Raw genomic sequence first — 25,271 nt, 5'->3', positions numbered from 1 at the left:
AGTTCAAAAATTTAGAGACTTGGAGGCTAATGAGCGGATACAGGTCTAGATAGAGCGCTTAATGAAAAGTATGAGCGGTTACGGACAGTGATAGAGCGGTTCGCGATGAACATAGAGCGGATACGCATGAACTATGAGCGCTTATACGAATGAATGAGCGAAACCCGCGCTGGCTTTCACTAGTTGTATAAATTCGATCAACCGCGCCTTCTCCTATACCGTTTCATACAAAATAGTCCCAGTTTTCGTTAAGTCATAGCCACCAATCGCAGCTAGTTGCTCTTTGAACGAAGCGGAGTTCAGTGTCTCTACTATGAGTTCGCGCAGCTTTTTATTTTCAGCTGTTTTGATCAGCACTAAATCATACTGTTCCTGAATCAAGGGAATGAAGTCCACGTCAATCAGTCGGGCGGTTTTTTCGATGCCGACACCTACATCTGCATGACCTGAAGAAATGCGCGACGCGATGGCCATATGATTTAGCTCCTCGTCGTCGTAACCTATGATAGAAGGGCTTGGAATTCCTGCGAGATGTAGTTGCTCATCCAGTAAAACACGAGCTCCTGAGCCTTTCTCGCGGTTCACAAGACGGATACCCTGTTGTCCCAGGTCTGTCCAGTTCTGTAGTTGCTTTGGATTATTCTTTTGTACATATAGCCCGGCTTTCCTGCCAAGCAAGTGGATGACCATATAAGAGCGCCCGGTAAGTAGCCGTTTAATATATGGTAGATTGTATTCACCGGTTTCTCCGTCAAATAAATGCGTACTGACGATGTCGGCTTGGCCTTGATACATCTTGATTAAGCTGTTCAAACTGCCGGAGAATGAACGCAACGGACGAAAGAGTCCCGATTCTTCTATGTGACTGGCTATGATATCCAGGCTTAAATCCTGTCCGCTAATGATGATTTGGTTGTCTGTCACGGATTCCGACGCAGTGACGTGTGGAATCATCGAACTCGAGTGTTCGGGCTCTGATTCGCCACCGCTTTTTAGTCGTTCTTTATACGCTGTTAAATCTACGGCATCGACACGCATTTGACGTCCCACGCGATAGGCACGGATTTCACCCTTTTTAATGATGTCATACACCGTTAATTTCGACACTTTCAATAATTGGGCAATTTCTTCGGTCGTATAAGAAATATCATTTTCTAGATTTGTCATGTCTCAACCCTCCAAGAATAGTACTTCTATCTTCCAACATCTCATCGGTAATTGCAAAATTGACAAGCTTTATTAAGCATAATATGATGATTCTAGATATAACTAGTTATGTTTGGGCATATCTAGTTATAAGAGGTTGAGGAATAGGGGGATTATTTAATGAAACGATTTTCATTTATCATTTTGTTCATTCCACTAGCGATTTTTCTGGTAGGATGTTCAGATACGAATGAAACGGAGAAAACAAGCGCAGTAGATCAGGAGAAACCTGAGACTGAACTAGTAGTTTCCGCTGCGGCCAGTTTGACGGATGCATTAGAAGAGTTAAAAGGACCTTTTGAAGATGCACATGAAGGCATTACGGTGACATACAACTTCGGAAGCTCGGGTAAATTGGCAACTACTATTGAAAATGGCGCACCGTCCGACGTATTCTTATCTGCTAGTTCAATAGACATGAATAATATGGAAGATAAAAGTTTAATCGTTAATGAATCAAGAAAAGATTTCACTGAAAATGCACTCGTATTAATTACACATAATGATTCCGATAGTACGATTTCTTCATTTGAAGACGTGGATCCAGAGGCAATCGATCATTTAGCAGTTGGTGAGCCGGAATCGGTGCCGGTTGGTCGCTATACGAAAGAGACATTTGAAAGCTTGAAACTCTGGGAACCTTTGCAAGACAAATTAGTTCTTGGTTCAGACGTACGTCAAGTGCTGACACATGTGGAAATGGGTAACGTAGATTACGGTGTCGTGTATTCCAGTGATGCATTTATTTCGGATGATGTAAAAGTATTGGCAGAAGCTGAAGCAGACTGGCATGAGCCGATTGTGTATCCGGGCGCTGTCGTGGCTGAGTCTAAGCATCAGGAAGCAGCACAGCAATTTCTTAATTATTTGACTGGCAACGAAGGAAAAGAAACGTTGCAGAAGTTCGGATTTAAGTAAAGGAAAGGGGGAGAAGGCTTGCTGGATATGGATTATTCACCTTTATTATTATCTTTGAAAGTAGCTGCTATCTCCACTTTCTTTGTTTTTGTAGCAGGGGTATTCATTGCGTATTTTCTTTCGAAGCGTGATTTTTTCGGCAAAAGCATATTGGAAGCATTGTTTTTATTGCCTCTAGTATTACCACCCACCGTTGTCGGTTTCGGTTTACTCATTTTATTCGGCAAAAAGGGCTGGATCGGCAGTTGGTTGCTTGAATGGTTCGATTTCCAAATTGTCTTTACGTGGATCGGTGCTGTGATTGCTTCGATTGTCGTATCATTTCCTTTAATGTATCAAAGCGCAGCGGCCGCATTTGAAAGTCTCGATGAACGATTATCGAATGCGGCGCGTACGATGGGCGCTTCGGAATGGCGCGTGTTCTGGTCAGTCGTATTCCCACTTGCTTGGCCAGGGTTACTCGCAGGATTGGTGCTTTCATTCGCAAGAGGTCTTGGCGAATTCGGTGCGACTTTAATGCTTGCAGGATACATACCAGGTAAAACTGATACGATTCCAATGGCGATTTATTTTGCGGTGGAGTCGGGACAGATGGAAAAAGCGACGTTTTGGGTTGTCATGATCATTACATTCGGATTTAGTTTAATTTTATGGGTGAACTGGTGGAGCAAGCGCAATATTAGGCGTTTTACGAAATCTTGAGTATAAGGGGGATTTGACATGCTGCATGTGGATATCAATACACAACTCGCGCACTTTGAGATGAACATTCATTTTGAAATGTGCAATGAAATCATGGTGCTAGTCGGTCCATCCGGCTCTGGTAAAACGACGATTTTGAACTGTATTGCAGGACTCGTACACCCAGATCACGGCCAGATTCTATCGAATGAACGTACATTCTTTGAAACCGATGAAAAACCGTTGCCTGCTCGTGATCGTCAAATCGGTTACTTATTCCAAGACTATGCATTATTTCCGCATATGACGGTGGAGAAGAATATTTGGTTTGGTGTGAAAAAGAATGAGCGAAAAGAAAGTAATGAAATGATTCACCAGTTGCTTCAAGTACTGAGGATTGAGCATTTACTGCAGAAGTATCCCCATCAGATTTCAGGCGGAGAAAAACAACGTGTAGCACTCGCTAGGGCACTTGCCACACAGCCTTCCGTGTTATTGCTGGATGAACCGTTATCAGCTCTCGATACAGAAACGCGAAAACAGTGTCAAGACGAACTTTTACGTTTACATGACATGTGGAAAATTCCATTCATTATTGTGACACATAATCTCGACGAAGCAGAACGCCTCGGTGATCGCATTATTTTCCTCGATCAAGGACAAATAACGGATGAAAAGTGGAAAAGATATGTAGTTTCAACGTATTAAAACGTCCAAAGCTCCGATTTCATATCAGAGCTTTTTTATATTTTGTGTAATCCAAATAGAACAGCTATAATTCATAGTAACCGACAAATACAGTAACGGGTTTACGAGTAGATAGGAGCTAAAATCATGGGCAAGCAACTGAATGACCGGAAAGCACAGCATATTCAAATCGTGCTGGATGAACATGTGACGGGAAATGCGATTACGACAGGTTTGGAGCAGTATGATTTTCTACATAATGCCTTACCAGAATTATCATTTGACGAAATCAATTTGGAGCAAAACTTTCTAAATAAATCATGCAAAACACCTTTTTTAGTGAGTTCGATGACAGGGGGTGCGGATTTTGCGGAAACGATTAACCGGAATCTAGCTCTTGCCGCGGAACAAAGAGGCTGGGCATTGGCATTAGGTTCGACACGCGCTTTAATAGAGAGTAAAGCATTCCGACCTTCATTTGCATTACGAAAATACGCCCCAACGGCCCCCATTATCGCAAATTTAGGCGCGGTGCAGTTGAATTATGGGTTTTCTTCCGATGAATGCCGTCAAATCATCGAGTATACCGACGCAGATGCGTTAGTTTTGCACATCAATGTATTACAGGAAGTCATTCAACCTGAAGGGAATACGAATTTCAGTAATTTATTATGTAAAATCGAGAAATTATGCAATGAATTAACAGTTCCTGTTGGCATTAAAGAAGTTGGATGGGGAATTGATGATCAAACGGCTAAGAAACTCTTAGATATCGGCGTGGCATTCATTGATGTAGCCGGTGCAGGAGGGACGTCTTGGAGTCAAGTAGAAAAATTCCGCACTACACCGATCAAACAGCAAGCAGCGGCAGCATTTAGCGAATGGGGAATTCGAACAGCAGATTCACTACGGCTAGTTAAGCCTCATATGGACAAAAAATTATTGGTAGCAAGCGGTGGAATTCATACTGGTGTAGACGCTGCAAAATGTATCGCGCTAGGTGCAGATTTTGTCGGCTTTGGTCGAGCGATTTTAGAAGAAGCAACTATATCGTCTGAAAGCGTTTTCCAAACAATGGAAGTCCGTGAACTAGAATTGCGTATGGCAATGTTTGCAACAGGTTCTGCGGATATCCAAGCATTACAACAAACGAATCGATTACGAAAAATTAACTCGTGAATATACTATTTGCGAGTTTTTGATTACTAAGGAGGAATTGACGATGTGGAAATTAGTGAATGGAAAAATGATTCAAACGACAGATGAAACGCGGATTAAATTTCGTACGAATATCAGTCAAGAGATTTTAGAGCAATTAGAAGAATTATCTGAAGAACATGATACATACAGCAATTATTTATTGGAAAATGGATTGTGGAACGTATTAGCTGCAGGAGTTATTGAGTATGATAAAAATTTACGTCCGACAGATCGAATCCAATATAAAACGACGTATGATAAAGAATTATTGGAATCCGTTAAACAGCTGGCAAAAGAACATAAGCTATTCATTAACGACGTCATTGAATACAGTGTAGGACATATCGACGTTAAGCACATCAAAACGAAAGATCATAAGAATCGCTTAGAAAGCTAGCGCGAGAAGGATACATGGAGAATAGAATATGTATAGATCGTAGAACGCCCCGAACATAATATAAATTATAGGAAGTAATGTATCACTTATAAGTATACTTGCGATAGTGAGATATTAGCGCTTTTTTCAATGATTTTTATGCGCTAGGCTTATTATAATTACTTAACACGTTTACTTCAAGCTTTATAATGCTTAAGTGTTATGTAAAGGTTTGTTTAATACTTTCTTTTAAAAACCTATTCAATGCTTTGTTATTGCGCTGCGTTTTATTTTTCATTTTTTATCTTGATCATCCATCTCATTAGCTTAGCTTAATTTAACCAGTCATTTATAGGCCCTCTTTAACTCCGTGTTGATTTCGTTAGTCACGTATTGCTTTTAAAGTTTTTTGACACGTACTATCTTGGCGATTGTCCTATCGTCAACTGTTTGACCACCCTTTCCCTTGCAATTGATTGAACTTCTTATCATCTGTTTGTTTATGTACTTGGAGGTCCTCTCCTTGATTACTTTACGTGGGATAGTCAATGTTTAATGGGTAGCATGATGCGAGGAATATTATATAAAGAAGGATTATTTGGAACCATGTTCAATAAGATTACATATAGCATATAGACTTTCCGATACATATAGACAGTTCTTAGTCTATCACTTTTAACGCTTGTATGTTCGTATTTTATTTTTGCTGCTCTATTTATGAATCTTTAATCCTCAAATTAAGGAAATCTGTCTTACATACACCTTGTCAGTGTGGCGCAGCAAACCTTTCACTCGTTATTTCACCTTTATATAGACCAATTAAAATCACGAATGTAAATATATCGCTCCTGATCTCTCATTTTAAATCGCTTCAAGTATGATTTGACTGTTGCTCTTTTCGCTCTCCCCCTTAATTGCTATACGTGGGGTATTTATTGCGTCCCCATTTATCCGGCGCGAATAATAGTGAACTAACAAGGATTATTTGGAACCAGGTTTCTTAAGAATTTAGTATCCTTTAGTTATTGCTTTCATCGATAAAAAAGCAAAGCTCGACAAAATATGAGCTTTGCTTAGTATACCCTAGTATAGCGTCCGTATGTTCGCTTTTTTTATTTTTAAAGATATATATTTTTATTTAGATATTATTTTAAGTCAAGGCGTATTAAATCATGCGGGTTTAGTTTAACCAATCCTTCATCTTTTTATAGACAGCTTGTGACGGCAATGCTCCGCCTCGTTCAATATTGCTTATATAGGATGTTGAAATATTTAATTCGTCGGATACTTGTTTCAGTGTTAAACCCCGATTGATGCGGCATTCCTTAAAATCACTGCCAATATTCTTGCAGATTTTTTCTTTAGGTTGTACTAAGGAGAAGTTGGTTGTCGCCTTGATGGATTTCTTTCTCTCAATCGGCTCGTAATAGCTCACAATCTCGTCAGGTGGCGCGATGATGATCGTAGCATCTAACCAGACGCGTAGCCATCCTTTTTTCGACATACTATCTTCGTTCCATTGATTGTACTGCCAAAATGTAATGACGCCTTCTTCTTCGAGTAGATCTAGCGCTTTCTCCAGACGGTCGCGAATGCGTGACGGAGCCTGTGAGTCCGCTTGTATACCTATTTTTTCTAGCAGTGTGCTGATTTTATGCGGCTGCAAATAACTTGCTTTGCGTGCTTGTGTACGCCAGCGCCAGCTAATATAGCGAATGAGTTTTTTCTCCCATTTACGCTGGTACGGATTCAGTTCGATCGCTTGATTCGGCAATAATTTCACTTGTCTTGCAGAGCCTTGTAAGAAATGGTCAAATACTTCTCCGAGTATGATATATAAACGTTCAGGCGGTGAATTTTCGGTAAATCGGCATGGACTACCGTCTTCATTTGTGAAAAGAAACGCGCGCCCTTGCATCTTCTTGTTAACGGGTTTACCTTGTTCGTAAACTACTACGCTATCGAGTTCTACCCATAGTGATTGTATGATGGAAAGCGCTTTCACAACTTGAGTGCGTTGTTCTTTTTCGTAGCCACCTCGCCGTCCGGTCCCTCCGAGTTTCGTTTTCAGTCCACGGATTGTCAATAGATCATCAAATCGAAGTTCTACTCGGGCGTCCGCCTGCGGGGATTGGGCCAAATACAAATGACATAGAGAATCCAGTACATCTACATCGACTTCGGATAAAGCGTGGGCATAGTCATGCAGTAAACTCATCTGGCTCGTTGTTCGATCATTTTCGTTTGGAAGCAATTGCAAAGAACCCGCTAATCTAGTGCCATGAATGGTTGCTCGCGGCCATTGATCCGGCTCGCAATCGAATTTCTGGTTAGAAATCGCTTCTGTAATGAATTGATACACAGCATTACTCATGACGACAAGATTATTCGTTTTTACTGTGGCTTCAATCGGCTGATGTACGGAAAATTGCGCGCTGACTCCAAGTAATTCATTGATCTGTCCCATGGAGTTTTTTTCCGATTCAAACGCTGCAAGTATTTCGGAAACCATTTTTTCAAAATAAGCGTTGACGTCAGTGGTAAATGTATTCAGGAAACTGTCATTAGAAGCAAAACTAGTGCTCATTTTTTCGAGAAATAATGCATTCAACTCTTCTTTATCAAGAGTGTTCAGCGTATCATAACCATGTTTTACGATTAACTCGTTGACAGTATGATTCTTCAAATAGGTTCGGTACCATGTGCTGAATACATTCCAAGAATTCTCATCATTAAGTCCGACATGTGCCCGTAGCATCTTATCGTATTTATCATGTAATTTATTGATAATCTCCCATTTGAGTGTCGGCTTATTCGCAAGTAACGGTGCAAGATGACTTTCATAGGTGCTGAAAAATTTAGCAATCATGAATTCTGTAGCTTTTGCTAGCAGTTCGCGTCTCGCATCTACACGCATTTTATAAAACAAGTCCACGTTTTCTTCGTAATGTTGCTGACGGACGACGAAAGTTTCATTTTTCACTCTTGGGAAAATGCGATTGGCATCCACTTTTTTCCGTACATTTTCAGATGGAAAGTTCAGTAAATAATTATAATCAAAAAAGTTGGGTTGGCGTTCATGAATGATGATCACTTGGAATCGATCAATTTTATTTGCAATCGATTGATGGTGGATTAGTTCGTAGTTCGTGTCATTCAACAGTAAATCGTAATTGATCAAAAATTGTCCCCCCGATAAACCGTAAGTTTCAAGTAGTATATCATGAGTTGACAGAATTATCTATATGCCTTTGCGGTAAAAAAGTGGCAGACGTAAGCGACTCAGGCAAAAAAAGCCGTACAGTTCAACTCGTGAACTGTACGGCTTTTTACAATTTAGGATATGAGCGCGCCTTCTAGTTTCATTTCTTTGATAAGTAACGGAAGGACTTCAAATAGATCTCCGACGATTCCGTAATCTGCCATGTTGAAAATATTCGCTTCTGCATCACTGTTGATTGCGACAATTACTTTGGAGTTGGACATTCCGGCCATGTGCTGAATGGCACCGGAAATTCCTACTGCAATATAAAGGTCTGGCGTCACGACTTTACCTGTTTGGCCGATTTGCAAGGAGTAATCACAATAATCCGCGTCACACGCGCCGCGTGAAGCCCCTACAGCGCCTCCGAGTAGATCTGCCAGCTCATACAATGCCTTAAAGCCTTCCGCGCTCTTAACGCCACGTCCGCCTGCGATAACGATCTTCGCTTCGGATAGGTCGACGCCTTCGGTTTTCTTGCGGATCACTTCTTTGACAATCGTGCGTAAATCTTTGACATCCACTTCTTTTACCGTGATGTCGCCTGTACGGCTTGCATCGTGCTGTAATGCAGAAATATTATTCGGACGGATTGTGGCGAACAGTAGTCCATCATCCTTCATCACTTTCTTCTCGAATGCCTTACCGGAGTAGATCGGTCTAGTGAAGACCACTTGATCGTCCACTTTTTCAATCGCCACGGCATCTGATATCAAACCGAGCTCTAAGCGACTGGCGATTTTAGGTGTCACATCTTTACCGATGGATGTATGACCCATGATGATACCGGATGGATTTTCTTCCTGCATGACTTCTATAATGACTTGGCCGTAGCCTTCAGAAGTATAATTGCTTAAGTTTGCGTGAGTTACTGTGATCGCACGATCGGCACCATACTGAATCATTTCGTTAGCTGATTTTTGTAAATCGCCGTCACCCATAACCAATGCAATAATTTCCGCACCGGCATCTACTTGTTTCGCGGCTGCGATGGTCTCATAACTAACTTTTCGTAAATCACCTTGTTGCAATTCACCGATTACTAATATCTTTTTATTCATTATAAAACTCCTTTCCGTCTGTAGGCGTAGTTACATTACTTTTGCTTCATTCCTCAACAAATCCACCAATTCTTTCACTTGGACTTCCGTTTCGCCAGCTAGAATACGTCCTGCTTGTTTTTTAGGAGGTAGGAACACAGCGATTGTTGCTGTCTTAGCCGCCACGTCGTCTTCATCCAGGTCTAGATCATCTAGCTCAAGCTGCTCAAGAGGCTTCTTCTTCGCTTTCATAATGCCTGGCAGTGAGGTATATCTCGGCTCATTTAATCCTTGCTGGCATGTAACGAGAACGGGAAGCGATACTTCGATTCTCTCTAGATCGCCTTCCAAGTCTTTTTCGATTGTCGCTAAACCGTCAGCGATTTCTAGTTTGACAATCGTCGTGATGAACGGCATGTCCAAACGTTCAGCTAGACGCGGACCGACTTGGCCGCTCGCCTCGTCGATCGCTACGTTGCCTGCGAGGATCAAATCCGCTTCTCTTTCTTCAAAGAATTTCTCGAGAATTTTCGCTGTCGTGAACTGATCGCCTTCGTCAAGGTCGTCATCCGTATTGATGAGTACTGCATGATCGGCTCCCATAGCGAGCGCCGTGCGTAGTTGCTTCTCCGAGTCCTGATCACCAATAGTTACGACGGTTACCGTACCACCGTGCGCATCACGCTGCTGGATGGCTTCTTCGACGGCGTATTCATCGTATGGGTTAATAATGAATTCTGCACCGCTGTCATCAATTTTACCGCCTGACACGGAAATGGCTTCTTCCGTGTCGAATGTTTTTTTCAGTAAGACATAAATATTCATAGTAAAGACTCCTCTCTGTACACAACAGAAAATTTATTTGATTTCTTCAATCTTTAAAGGTTTCGGTATGATTTTCGTCCCGAGTAAGTCGTCTTCGCCCGTATGGATTCCAGGAATAGTTCGCGGAATCAACGGTAAGAACAACAATGCGATGACGACGAAGCCCATGATGATCCAGGAAGTACTGACTACCGCCCCGACGTTGTTGCCACTTGCACTGAAGATCGAGAAAGCGACTAGAGCAAACGATGCGCCCATTCTCTGTGCCAGACTTTCAATGACTGTATTCGTAAATGTCACGACATTCATTCGTTCAATTGACGCTTCCGAAACGATCAAGCCTTTCACTGCGGGTGTTTGGAAACCGACGCCAATCCCGATCAGACTCATTGAAATGAACAAATAGATGAACGATGTCGTTAGTGTCACGAAATTCAACATGATAATACCGGAAGCAAATACAAGAATTCCTGAGCCTATAATCGTTCGGGCTGATAGCTTCTTCAAAATTCTTCCGCTGAAGTATGCTGCCACCGATGTACCGAGGAATACCGCCATCTGTAAAAATCCGACCGTCGTGGCCGCTTTCCCTTGTACGTTCTGGACGAAGAATGTCAGTAAGTACATGATGCCTGTGTACCCTAGGAAAATGAATACAGCAATCGTCGTCGGAACCCAGAAATTACGGTTCACGGCATACTTCAAATCAAGCAATGGTGCTTTTTGTTTCTTCTCTACGAAGATCAAGATAATTAATGCCGAAACGAACACTAGCAATGATGGAATCCACATACCCGATTCGATACCGAAGCTATTGATAAATGTCGGAATCGTCAGCAGACCTAATAATAAAACGATGACGAAAGCTAATCCAAGAACATCCAGCTTCTTTCTTGCTGGTACTTTGACATGTGGGACAAAAGCAAAGAGCGCAATTCCTACTCCGCCAAGAACAGCAGTGAACATAAAGCTCGCTTGCCAGTTGGCATTATCGACGATCATGCCGCTAATGATTGGTCCGAACACTGAACCGATCGTAATGAATGCCGCAAACGTTCCAATTGCTTTAGCACGCTGTGTACCGACCATGAATTTTCCGGCATAGGCAATTCCAGATGGTGCAATCGCCGCTCCCGAGATGCCCTTAAAGAACAATCCGAGAACGAGCACCCAAAATGAAAACGAGAATGCTACAAGCAATGAACCGATGACCATGAAGATCCCGCCAATCAAGATCACAATCTTTAATCCGAACGAATCGCCGATCCATCCGAGCAATGGCTGGAAACCTGTCAATCCGATAGCCAAGCCAAGTTGCATCCACACTGCGTAGCCCGGCGTCAGATTAAATTCCGCTATCATATGTGGATAGGCCGGAAGATGGGTCGCTAAACTTAACATAATAAAAAACGCTCCGAAACTTATGAACAAAAAACCTCTATTAATCGATTTATCTTTTAATGCCGCTTCACTCATATAGTGGCCTCCCTTTATCGATGTTGTACTAGTTTGTAAGCTTTATTTATTATGTCAAATCTAGCTGAGGTTTTAAAAAGTCTGCAGAAGGAGTGTTCAGCATGCTTAGAGCAACACCGAAGCTCTCCCGCCACAGATCTTATCGATACTAGTGAATTAGCCTATATTGATGACACACGCTTTCTCCTGTGTATAATCGAGAATGGAGTCCGTACCGTAACCACTTTCCTTCACACCACTAAACGGCAGATCCGCTCCAACTCTAGCGTACGTATTGACCCAAACATTGCCCGCTTGGAGCTTATCAATCATCCGATGAGCAAGACCCAAGTTCTGTGTCCACACCCCAGCCGCTAAACCGAAGTTTGTATCATTCGCAATTTGAATCGCTTCTTCTTCGGTATCGAACGGTATCGCGACCGCCACTGGACCGAAAATTTCTTCACGAGCTAATTTTGTGCTGTTATCCGCTACCTTCACTAGCGTAGGCTGCACCCAGTAGCCGTCCGCGAATTCCGGCTGACCTGGTAGAACGGCTTCCCCACCATACTTTCCACCGAACACAATCTCGTAATCGTCTTTTGACGCCTCGTCGATATAGTTGCAGACCGATTGGTATTGCGCTTCATTGGCAATTGGCCCCATCGTATTCGTCGTATCAAGTGTATTGCCGTGTTTAACGAATTCCTTGTCCGTCATCAACTCTTTCAAGCGTCCAATCACTTCATCGTAAATGGACCGCTGGATTAACATGCGTGACCCACCTACACAAATCTGACCAGAGTTTGGTGTGAAGATGCCGTTGATCAACCCGTGTACCGCTTGATCGATATTCGCGTCTTCAAAGACGATATTCGGTGACTTACCGCCGAGCTCAAAAATCAATGACTTCGGTGAATGGGCTGTTGCCTTCGTAATTCTTTCAGCCGTTGCCTTAGAGCCAGTCAAACTCACTTTGTTTACTTCCTCGTGACTGACAAGATAATCCCCAATTTCGCGACCAGCCCCGGAAATGACATTGAGTACGCCAGGAGGTAAGATTTGTGAAATTAATTCACCGTAGCGTAAAGATCCAACCGCTCCACTTTCAGCTGGCTTGATCACGACGGTATTTCCTGCTGCGAGTGCATAAGCCGCTTTGATCGTGAACGTGAACAGCGGTGCGTTCCAAGGTAAGATTCCGACGACTACTCCGTACGGCTTACGCTTCGTGAAGCCGAAGTCTCCTGTACCCATCTGTACGGTACGTCCTTGTGCTCCTACTAGTGTGGCCGCACCTGCTGCATCGTACCAAACTTGCTTCAGCACTTCCGCGAGATAACCGTATTCATCGAGTACCCAGCCATTGTTGCGTGTCTCGAGTTCCAGTAGCTCTGTAGCATTGTCAGAAATCATGTCTCCGATCTTGCGCATATAATCTCCGCGTGTACGTGCCGGTAGATTTGACCAGTCTTCAAACGCTCCACGTGCCGCTTGAATGACAAGTTCGGCATCCTCTTTCTTACTGGACGGAATCTTCGCCCACACTTCACCTGTAGATGGGTCGATACTGTTAGATACTTCCCCGTCCTTCGCTTGTACGGACTTGCCGTTGATGATATTACCGTATGTCGTCAATTTGGATTTCTCGGATACATTCGTCATATGTTTTCCTCCTTCAAATTACCAGCCTAGTGAAGCGACTACTTTTTCTTGATAGAAAGGGGTGGAGCCTAAATACTGATCATAATAGCGGGCACGCTTAACATATAAATGGCAATCGATTTCTTCTGTGAATCCGATGCCGCCATGAATTTGGATATTATGGGAAGCAACTTCGATGAATTTCTCTGTTGCGTACGAACGCGCACTGTAGACAGCCGCTTCGCGATCTACTTCGTCTGTGTCTACCACCCAGTTCGCATAGTAACTCAAAGAGCGGGCAATTTCTAAATTGACCTTCATGTCGACGATGCTGTGCTTGATTGCTTGGAAGCGACCAATCTTTTGTCCGAACTGCTCACGCATATTCGCATACTCCGCAGCCATGTTCACTACGCTCTCCATTGCACCGACCATATACGAGCTAAGCGCTGCGTTAAAGTACAGCAAGCCTTCCTGCAAACTGTCCCAGCCCTTATCCACTTCACCGATAATTTGTTCCTCGGTAATCATGTAATCAGAGAAGTCGAGCTTCGCTACATGTTTGGCTTCGTCGAAAGACGTCTGCTTCGTTATGGACAGTTCATCTGTCTTGTCAATCAGTACGAGTGTCAAACCGTCTTGCTGATCGTCACGTGTACGGGCTACTACTAAAAATGCATCTGCCAGTTCTACTTCAGGCACAAGGATTTTCGTGCCGTTCAACACATACCGTCCATCTTTCTTCTCTAGTTGACATTGAATACCTTGCGGAGAAAAGTCGTTGAATGGCTCGAGCGCGGCGAAAGAGATCTGTTTCTCGCCGGCCGCTATAGCGGGTAGATTGTTTTGTTTTTGCTCGTCTGTACCGTATTTCTTAAGAATCGGAACGACAAGCGCATTGGTTTCCATGAATAATCCGGGAACGAGTGAACGTCCGAGTTCTTCATACGTCGGCACGAGGTCGAGCGACTCTAGCTCCAAGCCGTCATAGGCTTCAGGAATATTAATCGCTGTGCATCCGAGTTCCGCTAACGTACGAGATAGTTTCTGTAATTTTTCAGGGTTATTGCCAATCATGTCACGTGCTACTTGCGTACCGCCGAACTTATCCAACACTTTCCGAATATGTCCGCGGAACGTTTCTTGATCTTCTGTTAATGAAAAGTCCATAGTGCATCCCTCCGTCTATTAACGTCCCATGTCTTTTGGTAATCCAAGCACTCTTTCACCGATCGTATTACGCTGTACTTCACTCGTTCCGCCACCGATCGTTTGTCCGAATGAAGCAAGGAATAAACTTTGCCACTTCGAATCTACCGGTGCATCCTGATCCCACAGCACGCCTTGGTGACCTTGGATCTCTACCGCAAATGATGATAATTCCTTATTAAGCTCACTCACTACCAGCTTATCGATTGAGCTTTCCGGTCCAGGTTGACCATTCTTTAACGTAGTTGTTAGGTTTCTATAGTAATTTAACAGGGATCCGCGAACACGCGCATAGAAGCCCGCCATCTTCTGTCGAATGAATGGATCTTGGATCAATGGACGTCCATTGATTTTGTATTGCTGGGCCATTTTGACGGTCTCGTTAAACTGTTCTTCAAGCGTAAACAGTTCCGCCCCAATTCCTGTACGCTCATGCAGCATGAGGGCAATCAAGACGTGCCAGCCTGAATCGAGTTGACCGACGATATCTGCGTCTGTCGCTACCGCATCTGTCAAATAGACTTCGTTAAAGTCTGTATGGCCGTCCATTTGAACGATCGGTAATGTTTCTACTCCTGGCTGATCCATATCAATTAAGAATACGGTAATGCCGCGGTGTTTCTTTTCAGGATGATTGCTCGTTCGTGTCAGTAAGAAACATTTATCCGCCACATGACCGAAGCTCGTCCACACTTTTTGTCCATTGATCAGCCAACGGTCTCCGTCTTTCACCGCACGTGTTTTAATAGCCGTCAAGTCAGATCCAGCGTTAGGCTCTGAATAGCCTTGGCACCATATTTCTTCGCCTGTCAGTATGTTTTTCAAGTATTTCTCTTTTTGCTCGTCTGTACCCATATCAATTAACGTAGGACCCACCATATGGATACCTATGTAGTTAATGAGTGGCGGTGCTTTCACTCGGACCATCTCTTGATGATAGATGATCTCTTCCATCAAGCTGGCATCCCGGCCGCCATATTCTTTCGGCCACGCGATCGCTGCCCATCCGCCTTCGTATAACGTGTTTTGCCATGCACGTAACACGCGTGAGTATTCTTGTATATCTTCCGGTAAATCGCGCTTGCCTTCTAACCAGCCTTCGGGAAGATTCTCTTCCAGCCATGTGCGCAGTTCGGTTCTAAATTTTTCTTCCTTTTTTGTAAACGTGAAATCCATGATTCATCATCCTTTCTTCCGCATCTATCGATCAGTTCGTAAGGGGCACCCATTGTGGCAATGCGCGGTCTTCTGTAATATCGACCCATGTCATGCGGATTGGCATGCCAATCTCCAAGTCTTTTTCCTCACAATGTAAGATGTTGCCCATAATTTTCACTTCCGGCACTTGATCAAGTTGTCCGAGTGCGATGATGGTCGGCAATTCATCTTGGAATCCCGGTAGGAATGGACGGTAGGACACGACATACGAATAGACTGTCGCTGTTATATCGTCACCCAACTGTTCAAAGCGGACATTTTCACTTCCGCACTTCGCGCACGTAGGGCCTGGTGGTTGTGAATAGGCATTACAGTCCTCGCATTTTTGCAGCGCCAATTGATGTTTGTCTGCTGCATCCCAGTACGGGGCATTATCTCTATCTTTCAATGGAATCGGTTTTTGGTAAGCTGTCGTTGCTTGTGTCATAGTTATTCCTCCTAGTTTCGTAAGATCATAGCGCCTGCGATATCCGGTCCAGCCCAACCCGTACAAATACCGATCTTGCAATCTTCTACTTGGCGGTCGGTTCCTTCGTAGTCATGGCGCAGCTGTCTAACGATTTCAATCGCATTATTCATTCCGTGCGTATAGCCTTCCGATAACATGCCGCCCGCTGTGTTAGTTGGCAATTTTCCGCCAATCTTCAAGTTACCTTCTGCAACGAAATCTCCTACTTCTCCGCGTTTCGCAAAACCATAGGCTTCAAGCTGTCGCATTACAACCCAGCTGAAACAGTCATAGATCGAAGCTACGTCGATATCGTCTGGTGTTACACCCGCATTTTCGTAAAGTTCTTTCGCTACATAATCTGAAGCGACTTGATCAATGTCATTCCAGTAGTGTACGTGCGGATGACATTGGCGTGCAGACATTCCCATGATATAGACGGGTTTTGACGTACAGTCTTTCGCTTTTTCTGCAGACGTCACGATAATTGCATTTCCTTCATCGAGCTCAAGGCACGAATCATGGATATTAAATGGCGAACTAATATCCGGTGTAGCGAGATACGTTTCCATCGTTAACGGCTTACCGTGAAGGAACGCTTTCGGATTACGTTGTGCATGCTCATAGAAACTCAAGCACACATGTCCGAGATGTTCTTTCGTAATACCCGTTTCATGCATGTGACGCGTCGCATACATACCGAACCATTGTGACGGACTCGCTGAACCATACGGAATAACGAAGCTTCCGCCAGCCAGTGCACCTTGTAGCATATCCGGGTCATAGCCGCGTCCTACGCGTGTTCCTGAGCTTCCGTTTAATGAACGGTAGATCAATACCGTATTGAGCTGGCCCGCTTCAATGAGTGCCACTGCATCCGCAATCAGCATCTCTGTACTCGCTCCGCCACCTTGGATATCCTTAACGTATTTCGGTCGTACACCGAGATACGTTGCCAGTTGATGGGAAGTACAAGAATCTCCTTCGTTATAGTTCATGAATCCGTCGATGTCCGTCGCTTTCAAACCTGCATCTTTTATCGCGGCTCTTGCAGCATCGAGTGCTAAATGAAGAGGCGTTGTCCCCGATTTTCTTGAGCGTTCGCTCTCTCCTACACCTACAATGGCATAGCGGTCTTTAATAGTTCCCATAGTTATATTCCTCCTATTTCACGATGGCTTTTACGTTAGTTGCAAGATGGCGCTACCTGATCCGACGACTTCTCCGGATACTTTCTCTGCAGTCAGCTCCAGCGCGATACATCGCTTGCCATCTTCTTCGTATATTCGTTCCACTACACCTGAGCAACGAATTTCGTCACCTGGTACAGTCATTTTGCCGAAACGCATTTTTAAATTTGCGACGCGTGCTTCCTGACCGGCAAGTTTCATGACGTACTCGCCAAGGAAACCCATTACGAGCATGCCGTGTGCAATGACACCGTCCATACCGATCTTTTTTGCGAAGTCATCGTCGAGGTGCAACGGATTAAAATCTCCGGATGCACCTGCATATTGGGCGAGCTGTACTTTCGTAATCGGTGGCTTCACCATGGGTTCAAGTTTCTGGTCTACGGTTAGTTCTTCCAACACCCAATCTTTGATCATATGAGGTCCCTCCATTAGTTCGCTAGTGAGCGATAGACGATATTCATGCGGCTAATACAAACGAGTTCGCCCGTTTCATCTTTCATTTCCGTATCGAGCTTCAAAAACTGCATCTTTCCGCTTTTGCCTTCTTTGTCATATAGATCGCTTACTTTGATCTGGCAACGCAGTCGGTCACCGATGCGGATCGGCTTGTAATAAAGGAATTCCTGCTCGCCGTGCAACATTCTGCGCTGATCGAGATCGAGTGGCATTTCCGTCTTGCCGTCATTCATCGCAATAGGGAAAGTGGGCGGTACGATCAGTCCTGCGTAAGCCGATTGCTTGGCATACGCCTCGTCTGTATAGAGTGGATGCTCGTCGCCAATCGCCGCGGCGAATTGACCGACATGTCGTCCTTCTACTTCAAACACGTATTCATTACTCGTTAAGCCAATGACGCTTTGATCTAAGTCCATTTTCCATCCTCCTCACCAATTACTTTGTAATGATCAATGCATCTGCCGCTACAATGCCGTTTTCATAAACGATGAGCGGGTTGATATCGATTTCCTGTATTTCATTCGAATAATCTTGAATCAATTCGGATACTTTCAGCAACACGTCGATGATCGCTTCTTGGTCGACCGGCTTTTTATTTCGTACACCTTTTAATAGTTCATAGCCTTTGAGACTTTCCATTTTATCGATCGCATCTTGTCTCGTGATCGGTGCGACGCGGAACGATACATCCTTGAATACTTCAACGAATACACCGCCGAGACCGAACATGATAACCGGACCGAATGTCGGATCGTTCGTAACGCCTACAATGACCTCCACGCCTTCAGCTAACATTTCTTGTACGGACACGCCGTGAATAGTTGCGGTTGGACAGTTTCGAGTGGCATTTTGATACACTTCGTCATACGCTTTTCTGACTTCTTCCGCGTTTTGTACATTCAAGCGGATACCGTCTACTTCCGTCTTATGTGGAATATCAGGTGAATCGATTTTCAGCACGACGGGATAGCCGATACTGTCCGCAAATAGTACCGCTTCTTCAGAAGACTGTGCGATTGCGCGTTTTGCTGTACGAATTCCGTATTCGTTCAAAATTTCGCTTGACTGCGACTCACTTAACGTCTGGTTTTCCAGTAATAAGTGGCGGATGTTCGTTTTATTGATTTTCTTAGGTTCCGCTTGCATTCGCTGTTCTTTAGCTTTCTCGTACGTTTCTCTATATTCCACGAGTTTAGCTAGCGAGCGGATCGGGTTCATATCCCCTCTAACGAACGCGATACCGTGATCTTCTAAATAACCGACACCTTTAGGAACGGACATGCCTTCAAGTGGGAATGTCGTCACTAGAACGAACTTATCGGAGTTCTCGCAAAGCTGCACAAATTCTTGTAGCTCGGGTGTGTTTTCATCCCAGCCCATTGGGAATTCGGAGAAGATGATGATGTCCGTGTCCGGATCGTTGACGAGCACTTTCAATGGCTCAATAAATAGTTCTGGGTGAGTAATCGATGCCGCTGCGGTCAAATCAACCGGGTTGGAAGCGCTTGCATAACTAGGAATGTTTTTCTCGATTTCTTTTTTCACTTGATCGCTTAGCGGATTAATATTTAGACCGTATGATTCACAGCGATCTGCTTCGTTGATGCCTCTTCCACCGGAGCTCGTAATGATGACGGCATTTCTTCCTTTCGGTGTCTTCTTCGACATGAATAGCTTAGAGAAAGAAATAATATCTACGTAATCTTCCACCCGAACAATACCGGTTTGTTTGAAGAATCCGTCATATACTTGATCGGCACCAGCTAGTGAACCCGTATGTGACGCTGCAGCTCGACTGCCTGCACTACTTCGTCCTGATTTCATGATGACCATTGGTTTGTTGATCTCGAGTGCGAATTTCGCCAACTTACGTAACTTCTCGGGATTTTTCTCTCCTTCGAGATAGCCGGTTGCGATCGTCGTATTCGGATCATGCAGCATGTATTCCATGACGTCTGCAAAGCCTACATCGGCTTCATTGCCGACACTGACAAAATAGTTGAATGTTAAACCTTGCTGGGCAGCGGCGATATACGTTAACACGCCGAACGCTCCACTTTGTGTGACGAAGCCTGCTTCACGCTTTTTATTCAACGGCATATTCGTCAATCCTGGCGAGAATGTTCCCATCAAACCATTCGTTGTATTGAGTAAGCCGACACAGTTCGGACCGATAATGCGGATATTGTACTTGTCGGAAATGTCTTTTAGACGTTGTTGTGCCACGACACCAGCTTCACCAATTTCGGAATAGCCTGAAGCGAAGACGATTGCCGCTTTGACACCGCTTTCACCGCACTCAATCAAACATTTTTCCACTTGGTCGATCCCAACGCAGAGAATAGCCAGATCGATTTCGTTCGGTACATCTTTGACACTCGGGTAACACGTCAAATCTGCAATTTGCTGCGCGCTGCGATGGATTGGATAAATATCTCCTGCAAACCCTCCGTCAAGTAACGCCTTCAGCTGCAAGTATCCAATTTTATTCGGATTCTCGGAAGTTCCCAGAACCGCAATCGTTCGTGGATGGAATAATGGATCCAATTCTAAATTCGATACAACCTCTTCATTTATCAATTTCATATACTCTTCACCTCTCCACTCTCATATCTGCTAGTTGTTTGTCTAACTTGTATAGAATCATAACAAAGCGTTTTATTTACTATTTTTACTTTTAGAGAGTAAGTAATTAATGTTATTAGCACTGGAAAAGTTTGAATTTAACCTGACAAAGCGTTGGTACTACAGCGTTTTTTGTTTTCACTATTTTCTGACTGGCATAGATACACCCGACTACTATGCAAGATGACCACGACTTGCAAGATAGATCACCGCTTTTTACCTATACGGTGGTGGAAGTTGTGCATGGTGGAGGGTATCCATCGTAAAACGCAAAAAAGAGCTGCCCGGCCAGTCGTATATAACGATCGGCGGGACAACTCATGCATACACACTTATTTACGTTCTTTTTTCACTGTAGAAACTTGGACAACTTTGCCTTCCTTCGCCTCATCTACAACGGCACTTCCCGTTGTCTGACGCGTCGTATTCTTCAACGACATCGGATCGATCTCTACCTTGTGATTGCGTGTCGTCAGCAAGACCATTTCTTCATCGTCTTTCACTGTCTTCATCGCAATGACTCGATGTGGATTAGATTTCAATTCCTTCACTACTGTCACGCCTCTAAGCGCTCTAGAACTTACTTCGAACTCAGAAATATTCATACGCTTCACCGATCCACGCTGTGTAGCAACAAAGATATTCCTCGTTTTCGGTGTAATGACTTCAAACGCCACTAGCTCGTCTTCAGCTTTCAGATTGATTCCTTTGACGCCGCCTGTACGGATACCCGTAATCGCGAGTTCTGACAGTGCAAATCGTAAGGAATAGGCTTGTTTACTAATCAATAATACGTCTTCTTCACCCGTAATAACCCGTGCACCGACTAGTCGATCGTCTTTTTTGACGTTCATTGCTTTGAATGAACGGTTAAAACGTTGCACCTGGAAGTCGGTCAGTTTCGATATTTTTACATTCCCATTGGATGAAGCAGTTAAAATGCTGCTGTTTTCATCGAATTTCTCAAGTGCGATCACGTCCACTAGCTCTTCGCCTGGCTCGAGTCCGCAAATGCTTGATAAATGCTGTCCTAAATCACGCCAGCGTATCTCTGGCAGCTCGTGGACCGGTTGGTAGATGTAATTACCGAGGGAGGTGAACAACAGCAAGTGATGCTGTGTATTCATGGCAGATTCGATTAGATTATAATCGTATTCCTTCATTTCTTGGCCTTTTCCACCCGACGCGGAGTAAGAACGCATGCTTGTACGTTTGACATAGCCGCCTTTTGTGACGGATACCATGACTTCTTCGCTAGGAATTAAGATATCAAGATCCACTTTCAATTCTTCTATTTTCTCTTCAATTACAGAACGACGTGGCTCTGCGAATTGCTTGCGAATCTCTTTGATTTCCTTTACCAAAACAGATATCAATTTAGCTTCGCTTGCAAGGATCGCTTCTAGCTCTGTGATCAAGCTACGTAGTTCTTGTTCCTCGCGTTTTAATTCCGTAATATCCGTATTCGTCAATCGATAAAGTTGCAATGAAACAATAGCTTCTGCTTGAACTTCAGTGAATTCATACGCATTGACCAAGTTCAACTTCGCATCTTTTTTATCTTTTGACGCGCGAATGGTCTTAATGACTTCATCGAGGATCGATAAAGCTTTCATTAAGCCGTCTACGATATGTAATCGTTCTTTAGCTTTGCGGATATCGAAGTTGGAACGTCGTGTAATGACATCTTTTTGATGATCAATATACGCGTCAAGAAGCATTGGAAGAGACATCAACATCGGACGTCTACCTGCAATAGCGATCATATTGAAGTTGTAGGTGATCTGTAGATCGGTATGCTTCAATAAATACTGCATGATAGCTGTGCCGTCCATTTCTTTTTTCAACTCGACTACGATGCGCATGCCTGTACGGTCGGATTCGTCACGAATTTCCGCAATACCATCCAATCGACGGTCATGGCGTAGTTCATCCATCTTTTTCACTAAATTGGCTTTATTGACGTCATACGGGATTTCCGTAATGACAATTTGAGATTTACCTGCTTTTAACTGCTCAATTTCCCATAATGCGCGGATTATGAAACGCCCTTTTCCTGTCTTATAGGCTGTGCGGATTCCATCTGTTCCTTGGATAATCGCGCCTGTCGGGAAATCGGGTCCTGGAATGACCGTCATCAGCTCATCTACGCTGACATTCGGCTTCTTTAAGCGCATCAACACCGCATCGATCACTTCATGCAGTGCGTGTGGCGGAATATCGGTCGCATAACCAGCAGAAATACCAGTCGTTCCGTTCACTAGCAAATTCGGAAAACGTCCCGGTAAAACAGTTGGTTCTAGTTCCGTATCGTCAAAGTTAAAGGCAAAGTCGACTGTTTCTTTACGAATGTCACGCAACATTTCACTCGCAATAGCAGAAAGTCGAGCTTCGGTATAACGCATTGCAGCTGCGGAGTCTCCGTCAACTGAACCGTTATTTCCTTGCATATCTACCATTTCATGACGCAATTTCCATGACTGGCTCATCCGAACCATCGCATCGTAGACGGACGTATCACCGTGCGGGTGATAGTTACCGATTACGTTACCAACCGTTTTTGCGGATTTACGGAACGCTTTTTCATGTGTATTGCCCTCATGGAACATCGCGTACAAAATACGACGTTGTACCGGCTTTAATCCGTCCCGTGCATCTGGAATCGCACGGTCCTGGATAATATATTTACTATAACGCCCAAAACGGTCACCAATTACTTCTTCCAAGGGCAGATCTTGAAACGTTTCTGACTGTGTCATTCCGTATCCCCCTCAACATGTATATATGCATTGTCTAAAATATTATGTTCTTCAATCAAGCCGAAATCGACGTTCTCTTCAATCCATTTACGACGTGGTTCGACTTTATCACCCATCAATGTGGTCACGCGACGCTCGGATTTCGCTCCATCTTCAATCGTTACACGAATCAACGTCCGGGTCGATGGATCCATCGTCGTTTCCCATAATTGATCCGCGTTCATCTCACCAAGACCTTTGTAGCGTTGAAGCATATAGCCTTTTCCGACTTTTTCAATAGCTTCTTCCAGATCATCATCTGTCCACGCATAGGCAAGCTTTTCACTTTTACCGGTCCCTTTAAATACTTTGAATAAAGGCGGCAGTGCGATATATACTTTACCCGCTTCAATTAACGGTTTCATATAGCGATAGAAGAACGTCAAGAGCAACACTTGAATGTGTGCGCCATCGGTATCGGCATCGGTCATAATGATGACTTTGTCGTACGCAGCATCTTCAATTTGGAAATCCGCACCGACTCCACCACCAACTGCATGGATGATTGTGTTGATTTCTTCGTTTTTCATGATGTCTTCAAGTTTCGCTTTTTCTGTATTAATGACTTTACCACGGAGCGGCAAAATCGCCTGGAACGTACGATCACGACCTTGTTTTGCTGAACCGCCAGCTGAGTCACCCTCCACGAGGTATAGTTCATTCTTCGCTGCGTTACGTGATTGCGCCGGGGATAATTTACCAGACAACAATGTATCCGATTTCTTACGTTTCTTGCCGGAACGCGCATCTTCACGCGCTTTTCGTGCGGCTTCACGTGCTTGATGCGCACGGATTGCTTTCCGGACAAGATTTGCGCTCAGTTCCGCATTTTCTTCAAGGAAATACAGCATTTTTTGCGAAATGACGGCATCTGTCACCGTTCGCGCTTCACTAGTACCGAGTTTTCCTTTCGTTTGACCTTCAAATTGCAGGATTTCTTCCGGTATACGAACCGAAACAATCGCCGCAATCCCTTCGCGAATATCTGAGCCATCGAGATTCTTATCTTTTTCCTTCAATAAGCCTGCTTTACGTGCGTATTCATTCACTACACGAGTCATTGCGGCTTTCGCACCGGTTTCATGCGTTCCGCCGTCTTTCGTGCGGACATTGTTAACGAATGAAAGAATTGTTTCGGCATAGCCATCGCTGAACTGGAACGCAAACTCGACTTCAATGCCGTCGACTTCACCTTCGAGGTACGCTACGTCATGCAACACTTCTTTTTCTTCATTCAAATAGGCAACAAATGCTTCAATACCGGATTCGTAGTGAAAAATGTCTTGCTTATCTGTACTTTCTTCTTTTAGCGTAATCTTTAAACCTTTCAATAGAAAAGCGGACTCACGCAATCTTTCTGCCAGTGTGTCATATTGATATTTAATCGTAGAAAAGATCGTCGTATCCGGTTTGAAATGGATCGTCGTGCCGGTTTCTTTCGTTTTACCGATTTCTTCTAGCGTGGTAGCTGGTTTACCACCATGTTCAAAGCGCTGAAGAAATTTCTTCCCTTCACGATAGATCGTAACTTCTAACCACTCGGACAATGCATTGACAACGGATGCCCCTACACCGTGCAAGCCACCACTCGTTTTATAGCCGCCTTGTCCGAACTTTCCACCTGCGTGCAAGACCGTCATAATGACTTCAGCAGTCGGTTTCCCTGACTCGTGCTTCCCTGTCGGCATACCGCGTCCATAGTCTCGTACGCTGATGCTGCCGTCTTTATGGATTGTGACATCAATTTCATTACCGAATCCGGCTAGCGCCTCATCCACCGAGTTATCCACTATTTCGTAGACTAAGTGGTGCAGACCTCTCGAATCGGTCGAACCGATATACATTCCCGGTCTTTTTCGTACCGCTTCCAAGCCTTCTAAAATTTGAATGGAACTATCATCATACGTATTTTGTATTTTCTGTTTCGTCAAAATGAAACCCCCGTCAAACAAATGTTCTGTTATTTTAATCATACATCTTCTGATAAACCTTGTCAAATCAACGTTTTGTTTCAGCTCAACCTATTGTAT

At 44.0% G+C, this 25,271-nt stretch carries 20 protein-coding genes; 5 read left to right on the top strand and 15 right to left on the bottom strand.

Annotated features, from left to right (window positions below; all coding sequences use genetic code 11):
• Positions 1-213: 213 nt before the first annotated feature.
• On the bottom strand, positions 214-1,167 hold the full coding sequence (locus CSV72_RS03180; protein ID WP_099677062.1) for a substrate-binding domain-containing protein: 954 nt from the start codon (positions 1,165-1,167) through the stop codon (positions 214-216).
• A 159-nt stretch (positions 1,168-1,326) separates the two neighbouring features.
• Between CSV72_RS03180 and modA the strand changes: the two genes are divergently transcribed.
• From modA to CSV72_RS03155, 5 genes are all read left to right on the top strand, one after another.
• Positions 1,327-2,124 carry a molybdate ABC transporter substrate-binding protein gene (gene modA, locus CSV72_RS03175; protein ID WP_099677061.1) on the top strand — a complete coding sequence of 266 codons (798 nt, stop codon included), beginning with the start codon at positions 1,327-1,329 and terminating at the stop codon, positions 2,122-2,124.
• A gap of 27 nt (positions 2,125-2,151) precedes the next feature.
• On the top strand, positions 2,152-2,826 hold the full coding sequence (gene modB, locus CSV72_RS03170; protein ID WP_369802874.1) for a molybdate ABC transporter permease subunit: 675 nt from the start codon (positions 2,152-2,154) through the stop codon (positions 2,824-2,826).
• A gap of 18 nt (positions 2,827-2,844) precedes the next feature.
• A complete protein-coding gene (locus CSV72_RS03165) occupies positions 2,845-3,513 on the top strand; it encodes a sulfate/molybdate ABC transporter ATP-binding protein (RefSeq protein WP_099677059.1) in 669 nt (222 codons plus the stop codon).
• Positions 3,514-3,639: 126 nt separating this feature from the next.
• Complete coding sequence (gene fni, locus CSV72_RS03160) at positions 3,640-4,671, top strand: type 2 isopentenyl-diphosphate Delta-isomerase (protein ID WP_099677058.1); 1,032 nt, start codon at positions 3,640-3,642, stop codon at positions 4,669-4,671.
• A 43-nt stretch (positions 4,672-4,714) separates the two neighbouring features.
• Positions 4,715-5,089: an rRNA methyltransferase gene (locus CSV72_RS03155; RefSeq protein WP_099677057.1), complete on the top strand. Its 375-nt coding sequence runs from the start codon at positions 4,715-4,717 to the stop codon at positions 5,087-5,089.
• A gap of 1,159 nt (positions 5,090-6,248) precedes the next feature.
• Here CSV72_RS03155 and CSV72_RS03150 read toward each other — a convergent pair.
• The 14 genes from CSV72_RS03150 to parE form a co-directional block, all read right to left on the bottom strand.
• A complete protein-coding gene (locus CSV72_RS03150) occupies positions 6,249-8,249 on the bottom strand; it encodes a helix-turn-helix domain-containing protein (RefSeq protein WP_099677056.1) in 2,001 nt (666 codons plus the stop codon).
• A gap of 155 nt (positions 8,250-8,404) precedes the next feature.
• A complete protein-coding gene (locus CSV72_RS03145; RefSeq protein ID WP_099677055.1) occupies positions 8,405-9,391 on the bottom strand; it encodes an electron transfer flavoprotein subunit alpha/FixB family protein in 987 nt (328 codons plus the stop codon).
• Between the two features lie 30 nt (positions 9,392-9,421).
• The gene (locus tag CSV72_RS03140) at positions 9,422-10,195 is read right to left on the bottom strand and encodes an electron transfer flavoprotein subunit beta/FixA family protein (RefSeq protein WP_099677054.1); all 774 of its coding nucleotides are present in this window, start codon (positions 10,193-10,195) and stop codon (positions 9,422-9,424) included.
• Between the two features lie 33 nt (positions 10,196-10,228).
• Positions 10,229-11,671 (bottom strand): MFS transporter, encoded by a 1,443-nt coding sequence (locus CSV72_RS03135; protein WP_099677053.1) that lies wholly within the window; start codon positions 11,669-11,671, stop codon positions 10,229-10,231.
• A 156-nt stretch (positions 11,672-11,827) separates the two neighbouring features.
• Positions 11,828-13,315: an aldehyde dehydrogenase family protein gene (locus CSV72_RS03130; RefSeq protein WP_099677052.1), complete on the bottom strand. Its 1,488-nt coding sequence runs from the start codon at positions 13,313-13,315 to the stop codon at positions 11,828-11,830.
• An 18-nt stretch (positions 13,316-13,333) separates the two neighbouring features.
• On the bottom strand, positions 13,334-14,464 hold the full coding sequence (locus CSV72_RS03125; protein ID WP_099677051.1) for an acyl-CoA dehydrogenase family protein: 1,131 nt from the start codon (positions 14,462-14,464) through the stop codon (positions 13,334-13,336).
• 18 nt (positions 14,465-14,482) lie between these two features.
• Complete coding sequence (locus CSV72_RS03120) at positions 14,483-15,679, bottom strand: acyl-CoA dehydrogenase family protein (RefSeq protein WP_099677050.1); 1,197 nt, start codon at positions 15,677-15,679, stop codon at positions 14,483-14,485.
• Positions 15,680-15,710: 31 nt separating this feature from the next.
• The gene (locus tag CSV72_RS03115; protein ID WP_099677049.1) at positions 15,711-16,148 is read right to left on the bottom strand and encodes a Zn-ribbon domain-containing OB-fold protein; all 438 of its coding nucleotides are present in this window, start codon (positions 16,146-16,148) and stop codon (positions 15,711-15,713) included.
• Between the two features lie 11 nt (positions 16,149-16,159).
• On the bottom strand, positions 16,160-17,320 hold the full coding sequence (locus CSV72_RS03110) for a thiolase C-terminal domain-containing protein (protein ID WP_099633452.1): 1,161 nt from the start codon (positions 17,318-17,320) through the stop codon (positions 16,160-16,162).
• 30 nt (positions 17,321-17,350) lie between these two features.
• The gene (locus tag CSV72_RS03105) at positions 17,351-17,776 is read right to left on the bottom strand and encodes a MaoC/PaaZ C-terminal domain-containing protein (RefSeq protein ID WP_099677048.1); all 426 of its coding nucleotides are present in this window, start codon (positions 17,774-17,776) and stop codon (positions 17,351-17,353) included.
• A 14-nt stretch (positions 17,777-17,790) separates the two neighbouring features.
• On the bottom strand, positions 17,791-18,234 hold the full coding sequence (locus CSV72_RS03100; protein ID WP_099677047.1) for a MaoC family dehydratase N-terminal domain-containing protein: 444 nt from the start codon (positions 18,232-18,234) through the stop codon (positions 17,791-17,793).
• A gap of 19 nt (positions 18,235-18,253) precedes the next feature.
• The gene (locus CSV72_RS03095) at positions 18,254-20,404 is read right to left on the bottom strand and encodes an acetate--CoA ligase family protein (RefSeq protein WP_099677046.1); all 2,151 of its coding nucleotides are present in this window, start codon (positions 20,402-20,404) and stop codon (positions 18,254-18,256) included.
• 371 nt (positions 20,405-20,775) lie between these two features.
• Positions 20,776-23,202, bottom strand: coding sequence for a DNA topoisomerase IV subunit A (gene parC, locus CSV72_RS03090; RefSeq protein WP_099677045.1), 2,427 nt, complete (start codon positions 23,200-23,202; stop codon positions 20,776-20,778).
• The gene (gene parE, locus CSV72_RS03085) at positions 23,199-25,214 is read right to left on the bottom strand and encodes a DNA topoisomerase IV subunit B (protein WP_233191051.1); all 2,016 of its coding nucleotides are present in this window, start codon (positions 25,212-25,214) and stop codon (positions 23,199-23,201) included. The genes parC and parE overlap by 4 nt, the downstream gene beginning before the upstream one ends.
• Between the last annotated feature and the right edge of the window lie 57 nt (positions 25,215-25,271).

Source organism: Sporosarcina sp. P20a, from assembly GCF_002743175.1.
Lineage (GTDB): Bacteria > Bacillota > Bacilli > Bacillales_A > Planococcaceae > Sporosarcina.
The sequence above is the reverse complement of the archived record's forward strand: the minus strand, read 5'-3'. Positions and strand labels throughout refer to the sequence as shown.